Origin of the sequence: Vibrio sp. SCSIO 43086 (genome assembly GCF_051132235.1) — a bacterium.
In the GTDB taxonomy this organism is placed as follows: domain Bacteria; phylum Pseudomonadota; class Gammaproteobacteria; order Enterobacterales; family Vibrionaceae; genus Vibrio; species Vibrio diabolicus.
In genome coordinates this window covers 461,871-478,410 of record NZ_CP072677.1, presented here as the reverse complement: position 1 = coordinate 478,410, position 16,540 = coordinate 461,871, and the positions used below count along the sequence as shown (strand labels likewise).

Genomic DNA, 16,540 nt, shown 5'->3' with positions numbered 1-16,540 from the left:
TTGTTCTTGGAAAGTGCGATTAACGCACTTTCAATGTCGCAAGACCAATCAGAACAAGAACCATAGAAATAATCCAGAAGCGCACGATTACGCGAGGTTCTGGCCAACCTTTCAATTCGTAGTGGTGGTGAATCGGTGCCATACGGAAGATCCGCTGACCACGCAGTTTGTATGAACCCACCTGTAGAATTACCGACAGCGTTTCCATCACAAACACACCGCCCATGATCACCAACACCAACTCTTGGCGAACGAGAACCGCAATGGTGCCTAATGCGCCGCCAAGCGCTAGTGAGCCGACATCACCCATGAACACTTGTGCTGGATACGTGTTAAACCACAAGAAACCAAGGCCTGCACCGACGATTGCTGTACATACGACAACCAACTCAGAAGCATGTGGTAGGTATGGAATATGAAGGTATTCAGAGAAGTTAACGTTACCCGTCGCCCATGCAATAACCGCGAAGCCTGCAGCAACAAGAACCGTTGGCATGATTGCCAAACCGTCTAGACCATCGGTCAGGTTAACCGCGTTACTCGTACCGACAATCACAAAGTAAGTCAGGATAATGTACATCAAACCAAGTTGCGGCATGATGTCTTTAAAAAATGGCACCACGAGCTGAGTGGCTGCAGTGTCTTTACCGTAAGCGTACAATGCAAAAGCCACGACAAACGCGATCAACGATTGCCAGAAGTACTTCCAACGCGCGATCAAACCATCGGTATTTTTGCGCACCACTTTACGATAATCATCAACAAATCCGACTGCACCGTAGCCAAGCAAGACCGTCAATACCGCCCATACATATGGGTTGGATAAGTCAGTCCAAAGCAAGATTGTGATTGAGATGGCCGCTAAGATCATGATACCGCCCATAGTTGGAGTACCACGCTTACTAAAGTGAGATTCAGGACCTTCGTTACGTACTACCTGACCAATTTGCAGCATTTGCAAACGCTTGATCATGATTGGTCCCATCCATAATGACAGACCCAGAGCGGTTAATACGCTTAGAATTGCTCGAAAAGACAAGTATTCAAACAATCGGAAAAAAGACAGGTATGGCTGTAGCAGCTCGGCAAGCCAAATAATCATTAATAATACTCCTTCAAAGCAGCAGCGACTTCAAACATACGTGCACCGTTCGCTCCTTTCACCAAAATCGTATGGTTTTCAGGAACGGCTTGGTCTAGATGCTGCTTGATGTATTCAATCATCTCTTGGTGCGTCTCAAAATGAATGCCTTGGCAAAGCTCACTGATCACCTTGGCGTCTGCACCATATGTGAGAACATGTTCAAATTTTTGTGGGGCAGCATGTTCCCCGACTTGACGATGAAGTGCAAGACTTTCCTCGCCCAATTCCGCCATATTACCTAAAATCAGCCAGCGCTGACCTGGGAAAGCAGCCAATAAGTCAACCGCCGCTTTCATGGCTGGCACGCTTGCGTTGTAGCTGTCATCAATCAATTTGATTTTTTCGCTCAGCGCTTCAACCTCGACGCGACCTTTCACTTTGTTTAAATGTTTAAGGCCAGCGCGAACCTCTTCTAATGTGGCGCCCATTTGTAACGCAATAATAGAAGCTGCGATTGCATTCGCCACGTTGTGTTGACCTATAATACCCAGAGACAGTTCAATTTCTTGTGAGCTTGCTGCGATATGTAGGTTAAAGCTGGCCTCTCCCGCGGCATTCATCACGATATTTGATGCATAGTAATCAGCCGCAGAATTACTTTGTGAGAAGGTGATAACTTCCTTATCCGCCAGCACGCTTTCCCACTTTGTTTCGCCATTGCTGTCTAAATTGACAATCGCAATACTACCTGCAGCAAGACCTTGGTAAATTTCACCTTTGGCTTGTTTCACGCCATCAATAGAACCAAAGCCTTCAAGGTGCGCGGCGGCTACATTATTCACTAACGCGATATCTGGTTTTACTAACTGCGTTGTGTAAGCAATTTCACCGATATGATTAGCACCAAGCTCAATCACGGCATAGTCGTCATCCTGCTGTGAGCGCAATAACGTCAACGGAACACCAATATCATTATTGAAGTTACCTGCAGTAAACAGCACTTTGCCTTTCAATTGCAGAATGCTCGCGACCATTTCTTTGACGGTCGTTTTACCACAACTGCCTGTGATGGCAACGGTAGATGTTTGGCAAGTTTGATGCACCCAAGAGGCTAACTCACCCAGTGCCATTTTGGTGTCCGACACCACGACTTGTGGCACATTCACATCTAGACGTTTTTGTACGAGTAAAGCACCAGCGCCTGCATCCACCGCTTGCTGGCAAAAGTTGTGCGCATCAAAGCGCTCACCCACCAGCGCAACAAATAAAGCACCGTTGTCAATCGCTCGTGTATCAGTAGAAACCGCGTCGATAAGTAGATCATCGCCGAATAGCTCACCGCGAGTGATGTTGGCAATTTGAGATAACGTTACTTTGATCATAAGGACAATCCTAAAAGCTGCATAGCAGACTCACGGTCGGAGTAATGAATCGTTTCGCCATTCCGAATTTGATAATCTTCGTGGCCCTTACCCGCTAACAAGATGATGTCTTTTGGCGAAGCATTCTCAACCGCATAAGACAGTGCTTTGAAACGATCATGCTGCACAATCGCTTCGGCAGGTTTTGACAGCCCGGATAACATGTCTTTTACAATCTGAACCGGATCTTCACTGCGTGGGTTATCGTCAGTCAACACCACTCTGTCGCCTAGACGCTCTGCAATTTCCGCCATCATTGGGCGCTTACCTGCATCGCGATCGCCTCCGCAACCAAAAATAGCCCACAGGTGCCCCTCACAGTGAACTCGTAAAGCTTGCAGTGCTTTTTCTAGTGCATCAGGAGTATGGGCATAATCGACCACGACTTTGGCACGGTCCTCTGTCTGGAATAACTCCATTCGGCCGAGTACAGGTTGTAACTGACCTGCGGTTTCGAGTAACGTTTGTTTATCCTTACCTAAGCTTAATAAAGTCGCAAAAGCGAGCATTAAGTTGGTTGCGTTAAACTCACCAATCAGTGGCGCATGCAATTGACCTGAGCCAAATTTACCATCGAATTGGATAGTAATCCCCGACTCCGCGTAACGGACATCTCTCACCCAAATTGCGCTTTCAAACTCAGTGTTCGGTTTAAGTGAAACCGCAATCGCATTGCTTAACTGCGTCGCCCATGTATGACCGACCTCATCATCGACATTGATAATGGCACGTTCACATTGATGTTGTGTAAACAACCCCAGCTTTGCATTGGCGTACTCTTCCATCGTGCCATGGTAATCTAAATGATCACGACTTAGATTAGTAAACACACCCGCCGCAAACGACAACGCCTTGACACGGCCTTGCGTTAAGCCATGAGAAGAGACTTCTAGCGCGGTGTATGTGGCTTGTTGATTTGCGAGAGAGGAGAGCGTTTTCTGAATTTCTACAGCATTCCCTGTTGTATTCGCGGCTTGCTGTAAATTATCGAGAAAACCATTTCCTGTCGTGCCCATCACTGCCGCTTTGTGGCCAAGTAGCTCTAGCCATTGTGCAATTAGTTGGGTTATGGTGGTTTTGCCGTTGGTGCCGGTGACACCAATCAAATCCATATCTGGGTAAGCATAGAGCTTTCCAGCGATTGCAGATAAACGTTGATCCAACGCATCGAGGTAAATAACGGGAACATCATCGATGATTTCCATCGTGCTGTGTGCTTTTACATCACAGGCTTGCGCTAGAACCGCATTGGCGCCTTGCTCAATGGCAGAAGCAATGAAGTTACGCCCATCCACAACATGGCCAATCACCGCAACAAACGTGGTTCCAGGCTGAACTCTTCGGCTGTCGAGCTCCAATTCAGAAACAAGAACGGACGATAAGCTGGGGCAATCCACCCAAGGGGAAAGCAGCACGTCCATACTGATGGCTTTAGTCATATTTGTTCTCCGAGCTTTGGCTCAGGTTTTCTTAATTTTGTTTGCTCAGTAAGCCACTCGGCTTACTGCTGGAATTTGTTTTCGTCTGGTGCAACATTGAGTATTTGTAGCGCGCCTTTCATGATTTCAGAGAAGACAGGAGACGCTACCGAACCACCATAGTAATCATCACCTTGAGGCTCGTTTACGATCACAACCAATGCAATTCGCGGATCGCTAACCGGAGCAAGCCCTGCCGTATAAGTAATGTACTCATCGCTGTATCCACCTGCAGACGCTTTACGTGAGGTACCTGTTTTGGCTCCCACTCGATAACCAGGAACTGCCGCTCGACGAGCCGAGCCTCCTTTTTGGGTTACGGTTTCCAGCATGTCCAAGACCTGGCGTGCGTACTTTGCACTCACTACTTGGCGCGACATGTCATGATCATTGCTTTCGATAATATGGATTGGCTCGTATTTGCCGAGATTTCCAAGCGTCGCATAGGCATGCGCTAACTGGATTGGCGTTATCGATAGACCATAACCAAACGCAATCGTGGCACGTTCAATAGGAGACCATCGTGTTCGTGTTGGGAAGATACCAGTCACTTCCCCAACGAGGTTCAGACCAGAAAGCTCACCAAAGCCCACAGAGCTGTACAGACCGAGCAGCGCCTCTACTGGCATTTGCATTGCCAGCTTCGTCACACCGATGTTACTCGATTTTTTGAGGATCGTGGTCAAGCTCGCTTTACCCACGCGGGATACATCTCTTACTCGGCTACCACCTAAACGAAGTACACCATTGCCGGTATCTACGATGGTATCTTTATCGGCTACCCCATTTTCTAAGGCGGCTAAAATAACGAAAGGCTTAATGGTGGAGCCAGGCTCCATCGAGTCCGTGATCACTCGGTTACGCATTTTATAGCTTTGCCAATCGCTACGATTGTTAGGGTTGTAGGAAGGCGCATTCACCATGGCCAATACGGCGCCGGTTTTCACGTCCAACATAACAACGGAGCCTGACGTGGCGCGATGGTCTGCAACAGCTTGTTTAATCGCACGATAAGCAATCGCCTGTAGTCGCTGGTCGATTGTCAACTGGAGTGACTTACCTTCTTGCTTATCTTGCCACGCAATGTTTTCTACGACGCGACCATAACGGTCTTTACGAATGGTTTTCTTACCTGCGGCGCCAGTAAGCCACTCATCGTAGCTACGCTCAACACCCTCTAGACCATGCCCATCAATCCCCGTCACCCCAACTAAGTGAGCACTAACCTCACCGGCAGGATAGTAACGACGAGATTCTGACTTAAGACCCACACCAGGCAGCTTTAGCTCACGAATATAGTTCGCCATGGCTGGACTCACTTGACGCTGCAAGTAAATAAAGCGGCGCTTTTCATTGTGCTTGATCTTGTCTATCAAACCTTGTCGGTCAACACCAAGAACATCCGCTAGTGCATACCAACTCTTGGTCTGGCTTAAGGCATTTTCTTTAAATATCGTCGCGGGATCCGCCCAAACGGCCTCAACAGGCACACTGACAGCGAGCGGCTCACCATTTCGGTCCGAAATAATACCGCGTGCAGAAGGAATGGATTTCACACGAACCGAGCGTAGGTCACCTTGTTTAATCAGGTTATCCGGTTCAATGATTTGAATATAGGCTACGCGCGCCACCAAAAGTGCAAATGCACAAAAGACAAAAAACAGTAATAGATGGAAGCGCCAACGAATCAGAAAGGATTCTTCAACCGCCACTTTCACTGCTTTCTTCTCGGTTTTCGTATCCCCCGAAGCGTTTTTTTCTTTCGCGACAGGTTTACGCTTGTTGCTTGGTTTCGTGTTGGTTTTCTTTCTAATCATTTGAGCGTGACAACCACTTCTTTATCGCCATCAGGTCGTTTCATTTCAAGTTCTTTTTTGGCAAGGTCTTGAACACGACTGTGTTCCGCGAGGGCCGTTTCTTCCAACATCAGGTTGCGCCATTCGCTATCTAAACGCTCTCGTTCAACCAAAGTGTGATCTTTTTCGGTGATCGCTTGACGCGCATGGTGGGTAGCAAATACCACTCCCATTGCCGATGCCACGATCAATAGCAACAACAGTAATGGCCAGCGACCAACGCTGATAAGATCCGTTGCAATCAACTTAGCAAGGTTAGGAGTGGGTTTCGTCATAATAATTAAAGCTTTTCTGCAATTCTTAGTACAGAGCTGCGCGAACGAGGGTTCATTTCAATTTCTTGTTTGCTTGGCTTAATCGCTTTGCTCACCGCTTTCATATTCGCACTACCAAGAGCACGAATTTGCTCTTCAGTCATTGGAATGCCATGTGGCACTTCAGGTCCTTTGCTCTCTTTACGGATAAAACGTTTGACCATACGGTCTTCCAGAGAGTGGAAACTGATGACAGATAAACGACCTTCAGGAGCCAGAATGCTTGCCGCACCTTTTAATGCCGTATCAATTTCTTCTAACTCACTGTTGATGTAAATACGAAATGCTTGGAACGCACGAGTCGCAGGGTGTTTTTTCTCTTTAAAGCTTTTGGGTGCAGCATCTGAGATCAGCTTCGCGAGCTGGCCAGTACGTACCAGTGGTTCATTTTCTTCGTCTTCACGGTAGGCAACAATCGCTTTGGCAATACGGCGCGCGTGTTTGTCTTCACCAAACTCACGAATCACCCAAGTAATATCATCTAAGTCAGCTTCCATTAGCCATTGAGATACGGGAATACCTGATGTTGGGTCCATACGCATATCTAGCGGGCCGTCTTTCATAAAGCTAAAGCCACGCTCTGCGTCGTCTAACTGCGGCGAAGAAACACCTAAATCCAGTAGAACGCCATCAACTTTGCCAACCAAGTCATACTCTTCAGCATACTCAGCAATACCAGAAAATGGACCATGAATGATGGTGAAGCGAGGATCATTGATTTTGCCTGCTTCAGCTATCGCTTGAGGGTCACGATCGATACTGTACAGTCGGCCGTTTTCGCCGAGTTTAGATAAAATAGTCCGGCTGTGACCGCCACGGCCAAATGTTCCATCGATATAGATACCGTCTGGTTTGATAGCTAAGCCATCAATGGATTCATTTAATAACACGGAAATATGTTGGAAGGTTTCGGTCATAGCTTTCTCGTTGAATGATCTTGAAGCGATTTTAAGATACGTTGCTCTCTCATGCTGAATATTTATAACAAAAGATCAACCTACCATAGTGTACTGATTTCCCACATCATCGCCACCTCAAGTCTAAAGTCAGACGTGATTTAACGCCAAGTTTATTGGTAATGACAGGGTTTGCGTCAATAAAATGCAAAAAACCCATCACTACAAAAAGTAGTGATGGGTCTCGAATAGTTGGAGTCGACACATAAGCCGGGTTCTGTTCCGCTTGCGCGGCGGTAGCCATTCGTCTAGGCCAGCAATCGCTCACTGGCTCAAGCAACCTACCCGCCTCCTTACGCGAGCAACGCAATGTGGAGGCCTATTTGGTCTTGCTCCGGGTGGAGTTTACCCTGCAACGAACTATTGCTAGTCGTCCGGTGCGCTCTTACCGCACCCTTTCACCCTTACCTGTGCCCTAGGGCCATCGGCGGTCTTCTCTCTGCTGCACTTGTCGTAGGCTTGCGCCCCCCAGGCGTTACCTGGCACCCTGCTCTATGGAGCCCGGACTTTCCTCCCCTTTACCAGTCTCCCGAAGGACGTCAACGTCAGTCTCCCAAAGGACTTCAACGTCAGTCTCCCGAAGGACATCAGTAAAGCAGCGACTACCCAGTCAACTCCGAGGGCGGATTGTATAGAGTTATCTACTCAGAGTCTAGTGAGATCACAGATATGATGAAATGAATGCATTGAGTGGTGCTTTTTTAACCTAACCATCAAACATTGAGCCTAAAAAAGGCCGATATTTTCCATCGACCCGCTTTACCATGTGTCTCGTTAGCAGTGCTTAGTCTAAGTTTTCTAAGCCCCACTTATACAACGCATTCTTCTTCAAGTTATGAATTTCTGCCACCAAAGCCGCTGCTTTTTTCAAAGGCAGCTCTTTGGTTAAAATCCCTAATGTACGCAAGGCATCATCTGGCAATGAATCGTCCGCGGTTTCGCGGTGACCATGTACCAATAATACCATTTCACCACGCTGTTGGTTATCGTCACTTTTCACCCACTCAATTAACTCACCTAATGGCATGCCTTGAATGGTTTCAAAGGTTTTCGTTAGTTCTCTCGCCAACACGACTTCTCTATCTGGGCCAAGAACGTCTAACATGTCTTGTAGAGAGTCCAAAATACGGTGCGGTGACTCGTAAAAAATACACGTACGCTCTACCGAAGCAATCTCTAGGAATTTATCCTTACGGCCTTTGCTTTTCGGTGGTAAAAAGCCTTCGAAGCTAAAGCGATCGGATGGCAAGCCTGATGCACTTAACGCCGTAATGACCGCGCAAGCACCAGGAAGCGGCACAACTCTAACGCCCGCTTGACGACATTTTGTCACCAAATGGTATCCTGGGTCGCTGATAAGTGGCGTACCAGCGTCAGAAACTAACGCTATAGACTGACCGGAAAGCAGCTTTTCTACCAAAACCTGTGCTTTTTGCTGCTCATTATGATCATGCAGAGCAAAAGTTTTGGTTTGAATATTGAAGTGAGACAGTAACTTACCCGTATGTCGAGTATCCTCAGCAGCAATGATGTCCACCGTCGACAGAATTTCGATAGCACGTTGGGTGATATCCGCTAAATTTCCGATTGGAGTCGGTACGATATAGAGAGTTGGCCCCTCATTCGGCAACTTATTTTTATCTGTCATTTGTTTACCATCACTTCAACGATTAATATAGAGACAATTTTGTACAAAATTATAGAGAACTCACGGCAATGATTAACCATAAGAGACTCAGTGTACCACGCATACTTACTCCTGTTGCACTAGCAATTACGCTCGCCGCCTGTTCTTCAGGTCCAAGACAGCCTGATGGCGTTGATGTAACACTTGAGCCTACTCAGTCTGTTCAGAACTATATGATCCAAGCTGATAGCACGGAAGGCAGTTTACAAAATGACTGGTTGATCATGGCAACCAAAGCCGCTATTCAAGCGAACCAGTTTGATCAAGCAGAACTGTTGATCAAACGTCTGGCTCGACAACAGTTGACCGAAGTTCAGCAAGCGGAGTGGCAACTGGCGCGTGCGACCATACAGCAAAAGCAAGGTAATTACTCGCAGTTGCTGCAATTGTTAAACTTTAAACCTTGGTGGAAATTGCCAAACGAGCAATGGAAAGACTATTACTTGATGCGTGCCGACGCTTATCAAGGCCTTAACCAAGCGTTTGAAGCAAACCGCCAGCTGGTTGCATTTGGTCAATACGCCTCGTCAGCAGAGCAGAGGGAAATCTCTAGCCGTATTTGGATGAACTTTGGCAGCTACTCAGAATATGAACTCACCTCATTAGAAACAGAGCCGAATGAGGATGTTCTAGACGGCTGGCTTCAGCTGGCTGTTTATGCAAAAACGCTATCGGGCAACCTGTCCCAACTTAAAAATACGCTAGAGCGCTGGTTAAGCGAAAACCCTTCGCACCCTGCTGCTATCTACACACCAGAAGAGATTCAAAACATTCTCTCTCTTGATATCGTGAAGCCAAACAATACTGCTTTATTGCTGCCGCTGACGGGTAAGTTCTCGCCGCAAGCGCAATTAATTCGTGATGGTTTTGTGTTTGCGATGATGAATGATCGTAATCGAGATCCTAGTGCAACACTTACGGTGATTGACACCAATGCGTATAACGCTGACCAAATTAAACAACGCTTGATCAATGAAAACATCGATTTTGTTGTTGGCCCTCTAGAAAAAGAGAACGTGGAGTTGTTACACACAACCATGGATGGCTCAGCAAATGGCCCTACCATTCCAGCCCTTGCGCTAAATATCCCCGAGGATGTGCAACCAGATAGCAATATTTGCTACTTGGCATTATCACCGGAACAAGAAGCCGCACAAGCTGCAAAACACTTGTTCAGCGAAGGCTACAACTTCCCTCTTATTCTTGCACCAAAAGGCAGCTTTGGAGAGCGTGTAACTGAGGCGTTCAACAAAGAATGGCGCAAGTACAGCTCTAACAAAGTCGCAGCAAGTTACTTTGGTGATAAGCGCCAACTTCAAAAAGACATCAATGAAGTATTTGGCCTGCAAGAGAGCAAGCAGCGTATCGCCCAGATGCAATCATTAATGCGAATTAAGCTTGAAACACAGCCACGTAGCCGTCGTGATGTTGATGCGGTTTATATCGTAGCTAGAAGCACTGAGCTGACTTTGATCAAGCCGTTTATCGAAGTAGCGATTAACCCTGATGCGAAAGCACCACAAATCTTCTCTAGTTCGCGTAGCAACAGTGGCGGCGCGACATACGAAGATCTAACAGGCATCATCTACAGCGACATTCCATTGCTAATTGACCCAGATCCTAGCGTGACCGCTGAAATGAACGAGCTTTGGTCAGAGCAATCTAACATGGAAAAACGTTTGAAAGCACTCGGTATGGATGCATATAAATTGATCGGTGAACTTCCACAAATGAAGGTCGTTCCTGGTTACTCAGTCGGTGGCCAAACCGGTATTTTAAGTATCGACAACAACTGTGTTGTACAGCGTGAATTGAGCTGGGCTGAGCGTGGGGCTCTTTAGTAAGCGCCAAATCGGAAATCAATATGAAGCTCTGGCGAAGCACTATTTGCAACGCCAGGGCTTGCGCTTTATTGAACAAAATTTCCTGACCAAGGTCGGTGAGATTGATTTAATCTTCCAACAAGGTGAAACTATCGTGTTTGTTGAAGTCAAATATCGTAAGAATGATCACTTTGGCTCAGCAGCAGAAATGGTAACGCACGCAAAAATGCGCAAGCTAATCAAAACTGCACAAGTTTGGCTTAGCCAACAAAAGCGCTTAAAACACAATATCGATTATCGGTTTGATATCATCGCTATTCATGACAATGGGCGAGATATCAACTGGATAGAAAACGCAATCTCTGAAGGATAAGCGATGCTAGACAGCATTAAAGACAGCTTTACAGAAAGTATTCAAATTCAAATCGCAGCAGCAGAGGCGCTGCCCGATGCCATTACTCACGCGGCCCAAGCGATGGTCTCAAGCTTGCTCAATGGCAACAAAATTTTATGTTGTGGTAATGGCGGCAGTGCTTCAAACGCTCAACAATTTGTTTCTTGTCTTTTAAACCGTTTTGAAACTGAGCGCCCTAGCCTACCTGCAATGGCCTTAACAGCCGATAATACAACCCTGACCGCTGTTGCAAACGACTACCACTACCAGGAAATTTTCTCAAAACAGGTGCGAGCGTTTGGCCAGCCAGGCGACATTCTGCTTGCCATGTCGACTAGCGGTAACAGCAAAAATATTATCAAAGCGATGGAAGCGGCCGTAACTCGAGACATGACGATTATCGCGCTAACAGGCAAAGATGGCGGTGAGATGGCAGGACTGCTTGGTGAGAACGACGTCGAAATTCGCATTCCATCACACCGCACTGCACGTATTCACGAAGTACATATGGTGACACTCCATTGTCTTTGTGATCTTATTGACCAGGTGCTTTTCCCTGCTCATGAAGAGTAACCAAGACTGAGGGTCAGAATTATGATACGTAGCCTCGTTATCTTATTAACAGCATTGAGTTTAAGTGGTTGCGCTGGCTTGTTTATCGCTGGTGCTGCTACCACAGCAAATATTGTCACGGACACACGCAGTACAAAACAAATTTGGCAGGACAACAACATCGAATTCGAAGTTGCAGCGATCGGTAACAAGGCGCCGTTTAAAGGTGAAGTTCGTGTGGTTGCCAGCTCCTATAACGGTACGGTTGTTCTTATGGGTCAGGCTCCAACGCAAGACCTTATCCATGCTTTGGAGCGAAGAGCTCGAGAAGTTAGTGGTGTGAAAGTCATACACAATCAAATCAAACAAAAAGAGCCACTCACTGTCACTCAAATTAGCAACGACAGCTGGATCACAACCAAAGTAAAATCAGCCTTGCTGACCGACTCTGAACTCAATGGCGTTAAGGTTAAAGTGATCACCGAAGACGGCGACGTTTTTCTGTTTGGTTATGTCACACCAGAGCAAGGCGAGCGAGCGACAGAAATCGCGCGCAATATCTCTGGCGTAAAACAAGTCATTAAAGGATTCCAATATGGCGAAATGGAACCTGTTGAAGTGGACTTACCGAGTGACGGTGTACAAACAATAGAAAGTGAGACAAACGCGGAAAATGAAGCCAACGTCGAAGCATTTACGATCAGTGAGTAATTGCGAAACATCACTTGAAAACACGTCAAGACACTAAAAAGAAAAAAGCAGCGTTACGCTGCTTTTTTATTATTTAATCACTCTTAAGCTTGGTTTGCCTTTTGGTCGAGGAGCATCGTCCTCTTCGGCATCCGAATCAGAGGCTAACTCAGAAGGCTCATCGCTAACCATTGTAAACGATGGGGATGATTCTTCCTCGGTCATCGCTTCTTCTTCGATGTGAGTGTACGCTTCTTCTGGTTCAAACATAGTACCAGCACCATTCTCACGCGCATAAATAGCTTGGACAGCATACACAGGCACAATTACTGAGTGTGGACGGCCGCTAAAGCGAGCATGGAAGGTAATCGCATCATTACCTAACTCAAGATTACCCACCGCACGTGGTGCAATATTCAAAATAATTTGACCATCTTGAATAAACTCAACCGGTACACGTACGCCCGGCATCGTTGCATCCACCACCAAGTGAGGAGTCAAGTCATTGTCTACTAGCCAATCGTAAAATGCACGAAGCATATACGGACGGCGAGCAGTCATTTTTGCAATATCCATAACGTGTTTAAAATCGCTTAGCGAACTAGGCGCATTTCACGTTCAGCTTCAGTTAGGGAAGCAAGGAACGAATCACGTTCAAATACGCGGTTCATGTACACCTTGATTTCTTTTGAACCAGGGCCAACCAGATCGATACCAAGTTGAGGCAAACGCCACAATAATGGAGCTAGGTAACAGTCGATCAAGCTGAATTCTTCGCTCATGAAGTACTCATATTCAGCAAAAATTGGCGCTAATGTCAGAAGATCATTACGCAGCTTTGTGCGTGCTTTTTCTGATTCTTCCGCATTACCTTTCATCACTTTTTCAGCGAGTGAATACCAGTTGCGTTCGATACGGTACATCATCAAGCGGCTGTTGCCACGAGCAACAGGGTAAACCGGCATTAGAGGTGGATGAGGGAAACGCTCGTCCAAGTACTCCATGATGATTTTTGAATCGTAAAGAGCTAGCTCACGGTCAACAAGAGTTGGCACTGATTTATATGGGTTTAGCTCAACAAGCTCAGCAGGAAGGTTTGCTTCGTCAACAAGCTCAACTTCAACACTTACGCCTTTTTCAGCTAGTACAATGCGAACCTGATGGCTATACAAATCTGATGCACTTGAGAAAAGAGTCATCACAGAACGTTTATTGGCAGCTACAGCCATGGAGCCCTCCAGTACACTTACAAATAAAAACAATGGAGGCTAAGCCTCCATTGTACATCAATTAAAATTGGGAATTAGCACAGTATTTTAGCACAATTAATGCACATCGCGCCAATACTCTTTCTTGAGCATCACGACAATGATGGTTAGAAGCACTAAGAAGCCCATTACCCACCAACCTAAAGCATGACGCTCAAGCTGCACTGGGTCACCTGAATAAACCAAGAAGTTCACTAGGTCGCCAACCGCTTTGTCGTATTCGCCTTCGCTCAGCTCACCCGTACCGTCTGTTTCAGTACCAACAACAACTTGTACTTCTTCGCCATCTACGATTTTCGTATCGTAAATCGGCGTCGGGATACCTTGTAGCTCTTCGAGCACATGTGGCATACCAACACTCGGGAAGACAATGTTGTTCACGCCGAATGGACGAGATGGATCAACATAGAAAGAGCGTAAGTAAGTGTATAACCAATCAGCACCACGAACTCGTGCAACCAACGTAAGATCTGGTGGTGGAGCACCAAACCAATTTGCCGCTTGCTTCGGTGGCATTGCGTTGACCATTAGATCACCGATTTTCGCTTCAGGATTGAAAATCAGGTTTTCTTTCATTAAGTCTGTTGGAATTTCCAAGTCTGTTGCTACACGCTCATAACGCTGATACTGCGTTGAGTGACAAGCAAAACAGTAGTTCATGAACAACTTCGCACCGTTTTGTAGCGAAGCTTTATCCGTTAGGTCAACATTCGCTTTATCAAGCGGAACGTTAGCCCCCGCTGCCATCGCTAGTGATGGCAACATAGCAAATAGAATTACAATCCACTTCTTCATTTGAATGTCACCCTCTCTGGTAATGGTTTGGTTGCTTCATTTTTGCTGTAGAAGAACAGCAACACAAAGAACATGAAGTAACACAAGCTAAAGATCTGAGATAGTAGTGTGTACGTTGGTGTTGCAGGTAACGCACCTAAAATACCCAGAGCGATAAAGGCGATAGTGAACTGTACAATATTCAACAGATGAAGTTTGCTACGGTAACGGTATGAACGAACTTTACAACGATCCAACCAAGGTAGAACAAACAGCACTGCTATTGACGCACCCATTAGGATAACACCTAATAGTTTGTCTGGAACCGCACGTAAGATTGCGTAAAACGGCGTGAAGTACCATACCGGAGCAATGTGCTCTGGTGTCTTCAGTGGGTTGGCCGCTTCAAAGTTAGGCGGTTCAAGGAAGTATCCTCCCATTTCTGGGTTGAAGAACAGCACGTAACAGAAGAAGAACAAGAAACCAGCCACACCAACTAAGTCCTTAACCGTACCGTATGGGTGGAAAGGAATAGAGTCGATAATGTCGTATTTCTTCGTGTAGTAATCGTGGAACTTGAACTGTGTCTTGTAATCATCGCCCATTGAACCTTTTGGTAGCTTAGTTTCGATACCATCAGGGTTGTTTGAGCCGACTTCGTGCAGCGCCAATACGTGCAGAACCACAAGAAGAAGCAGAACGATAGGCAGTGCAATAACGTGTAGTGCGAAGAAACGGTTTAACGTTGCACCAGAGATGATGTAGTCACCACGGATCCAAAGCGTTAGGTCATCACCGATAACAGGAATCGCACCAAACAAAGAAATGATTACCTGCGCACCCCAGTATGACATCTGACCCCATGGCAGTAGGTAACCCATGAATGCTTCAGCCATTAGAACGAGGAAGATCAACATACCGAAGATCCACAGTAGTTCACGAGGTTTTTGGTATGAGCCGTAGATCAGGCCACGGAACATGTGCAAGTACACAACAACGAAAAACGCAGATGCGCCAGTTGAGTGCATGTAACGTAGAAGCCAACCGTACTCTACATCACGCATGATGTACTCGATAGAAGCAAACGCACCGTCACCAGAAGGAACGTAGTTCATCGTTAGCCAAATACCCGTTAGGATTTGGTTAACCAGAACCAGCATCGCCAGAGAACCGAAAAGGTACCAAAAGTTGAAGTTCTTAGGCATTGGGTATTCAGACAAATGCTTTTTATAAGCATTCATTGCAGGAATACGCTTTTCAACCCAGTCTAACATTGCTTGCATTATGCATCCCCCTCATCAACACCCACAATGAGCTTGGTGTCGCTCAAATACATGTGCTTAGGAACGACAAGGTTCAATGGAGCAGGTACCCCTTGGAACACTCGACCAGCCATATCGAACTTAGAACCATGACAAGGACAGAAGAAGCCAGATCTTACGCCCTGGACCTGCTCTGAGAAAGAGTCTGGTAGATAGGTTGGTGAACAACCTAGGTGAGTACAGAAACCAACAGCGACAAAAAACTCTTCCTTAATCGAACGAAACTCATTCTGAGCGTACTCAGGCTGCTGTTCCATTTCAGATTGCGGATCACGAAGCTTATCGCCGATCGTTTTTAAGTTATCTAGAACGCTTTGAGTGCGGCGAACAATCCATACAGGTTTCCCCTGCCACTCGACACGAACCAGCTGACCTGGTTCAATTTTACTTATATCCACTTCCACCGGTGCACCTGCCGCTTTGGCTTTGGCACTCGGATTCCATGATTTGATAAAAGGCACGGCGACGGCGACTGCCCCTAACCCACCAACAACTGCCGTTGTAGCGGTTAGAAAACGCCTGCGACCGTTATTTAAAGGCGCGTTGCTCATCCAAACATTCTCCCATTTGCTCCCTTTGGATCGTTATTATTCCGCTTATAAGAGCATGGCTAACAAATAATGAATTTAGTTCTATTTATTGGAGGGAAATGATAAAGAAAACCCTACTTTTTGACAAGATAAAGCTACCTTTTTGTAACATTTGTGAGGCAAATCGCTCGCGTCGTCACAAAAGCGGCAGAATTATAAAAAATTGATGTGATTTGTAACAAGAAAGCACAACATGGAAGTTCTGCTGAAAGCTATTCAAACCTTTTATCTTGGTAGTTTTCAGTTAATTACACAGCAAAATATTTCTTAGTGCGCATTCAACTTACGTTGTTTGTATTTTCACTTTTGTAGCACGCCGCATACGCAAAAA

General features: G+C 46.2%; 16 protein-coding genes and 1 other RNA gene. 4 read left to right on the top strand and 13 right to left on the bottom strand.

Annotated features, from left to right (window positions below; translation table 11 throughout):
* Positions 1 to 19: 19 nt before the first annotated feature.
* From mraY to rsmI, 8 genes are all read right to left on the bottom strand, one after another.
* Complete coding sequence (mraY, locus tag J8Z23_RS02270) at positions 20 to 1,102, bottom strand: phospho-N-acetylmuramoyl-pentapeptide-transferase (RefSeq protein ID WP_005372931.1); 1,083 nt, start codon at positions 1,100 to 1,102, stop codon at positions 20 to 22.
* Positions 1,102 to 2,466 carry a UDP-N-acetylmuramoyl-tripeptide--D-alanyl-D-alanine ligase gene (locus J8Z23_RS02265; RefSeq protein WP_237312015.1) on the bottom strand — a complete coding sequence of 455 codons (1,365 nt, stop codon included), beginning with the start codon at positions 2,464 to 2,466 and terminating at the stop codon, positions 1,102 to 1,104. Before J8Z23_RS02265 ends, mraY begins: the two co-directional genes overlap by 1 nt.
* Complete coding sequence (murE, locus tag J8Z23_RS02260) at positions 2,463 to 3,944, bottom strand: UDP-N-acetylmuramoyl-L-alanyl-D-glutamate--2,6-diaminopimelate ligase (RefSeq protein WP_434634750.1); 1,482 nt, start codon at positions 3,942 to 3,944, stop codon at positions 2,463 to 2,465. The genes J8Z23_RS02265 and murE overlap by 4 nt, the downstream gene beginning before the upstream one ends.
* A 62-nt stretch (positions 3,945 to 4,006) precedes the next feature.
* Complete coding sequence (locus J8Z23_RS02255; protein ID WP_006743237.1) at positions 4,007 to 5,800, bottom strand: penicillin-binding transpeptidase domain-containing protein; 1,794 nt, start codon at positions 5,798 to 5,800, stop codon at positions 4,007 to 4,009.
* Positions 5,797 to 6,114: a cell division protein FtsL gene (gene ftsL / locus J8Z23_RS02250; protein ID WP_124008985.1), complete on the bottom strand. Its 318-nt coding sequence runs from the start codon at positions 6,112 to 6,114 to the stop codon at positions 5,797 to 5,799. The genes J8Z23_RS02255 and ftsL overlap by 4 nt, the downstream gene beginning before the upstream one ends.
* Positions 6,115 to 6,119: 5 nt before the next feature.
* Complete coding sequence (gene rsmH, locus J8Z23_RS02245; protein ID WP_006743238.1) at positions 6,120 to 7,070, bottom strand: 16S rRNA (cytosine(1402)-N(4))-methyltransferase RsmH; 951 nt, start codon at positions 7,068 to 7,070, stop codon at positions 6,120 to 6,122.
* 229 nt (positions 7,071 to 7,299) lie between these two features.
* An RNA gene (rnpB, locus tag J8Z23_RS02240) (RNase P RNA component class A) lies at positions 7,300 to 7,727 on the bottom strand.
* A gap of 166 nt (positions 7,728 to 7,893) precedes the next feature.
* Positions 7,894 to 8,757, bottom strand: a complete 864-nt coding sequence (rsmI, locus tag J8Z23_RS02235; RefSeq protein ID WP_005396454.1) for a 16S rRNA (cytidine(1402)-2'-O)-methyltransferase — start codon at positions 8,755 to 8,757, stop codon at positions 7,894 to 7,896.
* Between the two features lie 68 nt (positions 8,758 to 8,825).
* Between rsmI and J8Z23_RS02230 the strand changes: the two genes are divergently transcribed.
* From J8Z23_RS02230 to J8Z23_RS02215, 4 genes are read left to right on the top strand one after another with little or no spacing between them, the layout of a single operon-like run.
* Entirely contained in the window at positions 8,826 to 10,637 is a 1,812-nt protein-coding gene (locus J8Z23_RS02230) for a penicillin-binding protein activator (RefSeq protein ID WP_048626628.1), read from the top strand.
* Positions 10,624 to 10,992, top strand: a complete 369-nt coding sequence (locus tag J8Z23_RS02225; protein ID WP_301659520.1) for a YraN family protein — start codon at positions 10,624 to 10,626, stop codon at positions 10,990 to 10,992. Before J8Z23_RS02230 ends, J8Z23_RS02225 begins: the two co-directional genes overlap by 14 nt.
* Positions 10,993 to 10,995: 3 nt before the next feature.
* The gene (locus J8Z23_RS02220) at positions 10,996 to 11,586 is read left to right on the top strand and encodes a phosphoheptose isomerase (protein ID WP_005372901.1); all 591 of its coding nucleotides are present in this window, start codon (positions 10,996 to 10,998) and stop codon (positions 11,584 to 11,586) included.
* A gap of 21 nt (positions 11,587 to 11,607) precedes the next feature.
* Positions 11,608 to 12,276, top strand: a complete 669-nt coding sequence (locus J8Z23_RS02215) for a BON domain-containing protein (RefSeq protein ID WP_054867253.1) — start codon at positions 11,608 to 11,610, stop codon at positions 12,274 to 12,276.
* Between the two features lie 69 nt (positions 12,277 to 12,345).
* Here the strand turns inward: J8Z23_RS02215 and sspB are convergent, their stop codons facing one another.
* The 5 genes from sspB to petA all read right to left on the bottom strand — a co-directional run bounded on the left by sspB (position 12,346) and on the right by petA (position 16,170).
* Positions 12,346 to 12,831 carry a ClpXP protease specificity-enhancing factor gene (gene sspB / locus J8Z23_RS02210; RefSeq protein WP_301659519.1) on the bottom strand — a complete coding sequence of 162 codons (486 nt, stop codon included), beginning with the start codon at positions 12,829 to 12,831 and terminating at the stop codon, positions 12,346 to 12,348.
* A gap of 17 nt (positions 12,832 to 12,848) precedes the next feature.
* Positions 12,849 to 13,484, bottom strand: a complete 636-nt coding sequence (gene sspA / locus J8Z23_RS02205) for a stringent starvation protein SspA (RefSeq protein WP_005372897.1) — start codon at positions 13,482 to 13,484, stop codon at positions 12,849 to 12,851.
* A gap of 96 nt (positions 13,485 to 13,580) precedes the next feature.
* Entirely contained in the window at positions 13,581 to 14,318 is a 738-nt protein-coding gene (locus J8Z23_RS02200; protein ID WP_005396460.1) for a cytochrome c1, read from the bottom strand.
* A complete protein-coding gene (locus J8Z23_RS02195) occupies positions 14,315 to 15,580 on the bottom strand; it encodes a cytochrome b (RefSeq protein ID WP_005372880.1) in 1,266 nt (421 codons plus the stop codon). Before J8Z23_RS02195 ends, J8Z23_RS02200 begins: the two co-directional genes overlap by 4 nt.
* Positions 15,580 to 16,170 (bottom strand): ubiquinol-cytochrome c reductase iron-sulfur subunit, encoded by a 591-nt coding sequence (gene petA / locus J8Z23_RS02190; RefSeq protein ID WP_005396462.1) that lies wholly within the window; start codon positions 16,168 to 16,170, stop codon positions 15,580 to 15,582. Before petA ends, J8Z23_RS02195 begins: the two co-directional genes overlap by 1 nt.
* Positions 16,171 to 16,540 lie beyond the last annotated feature (370 nt).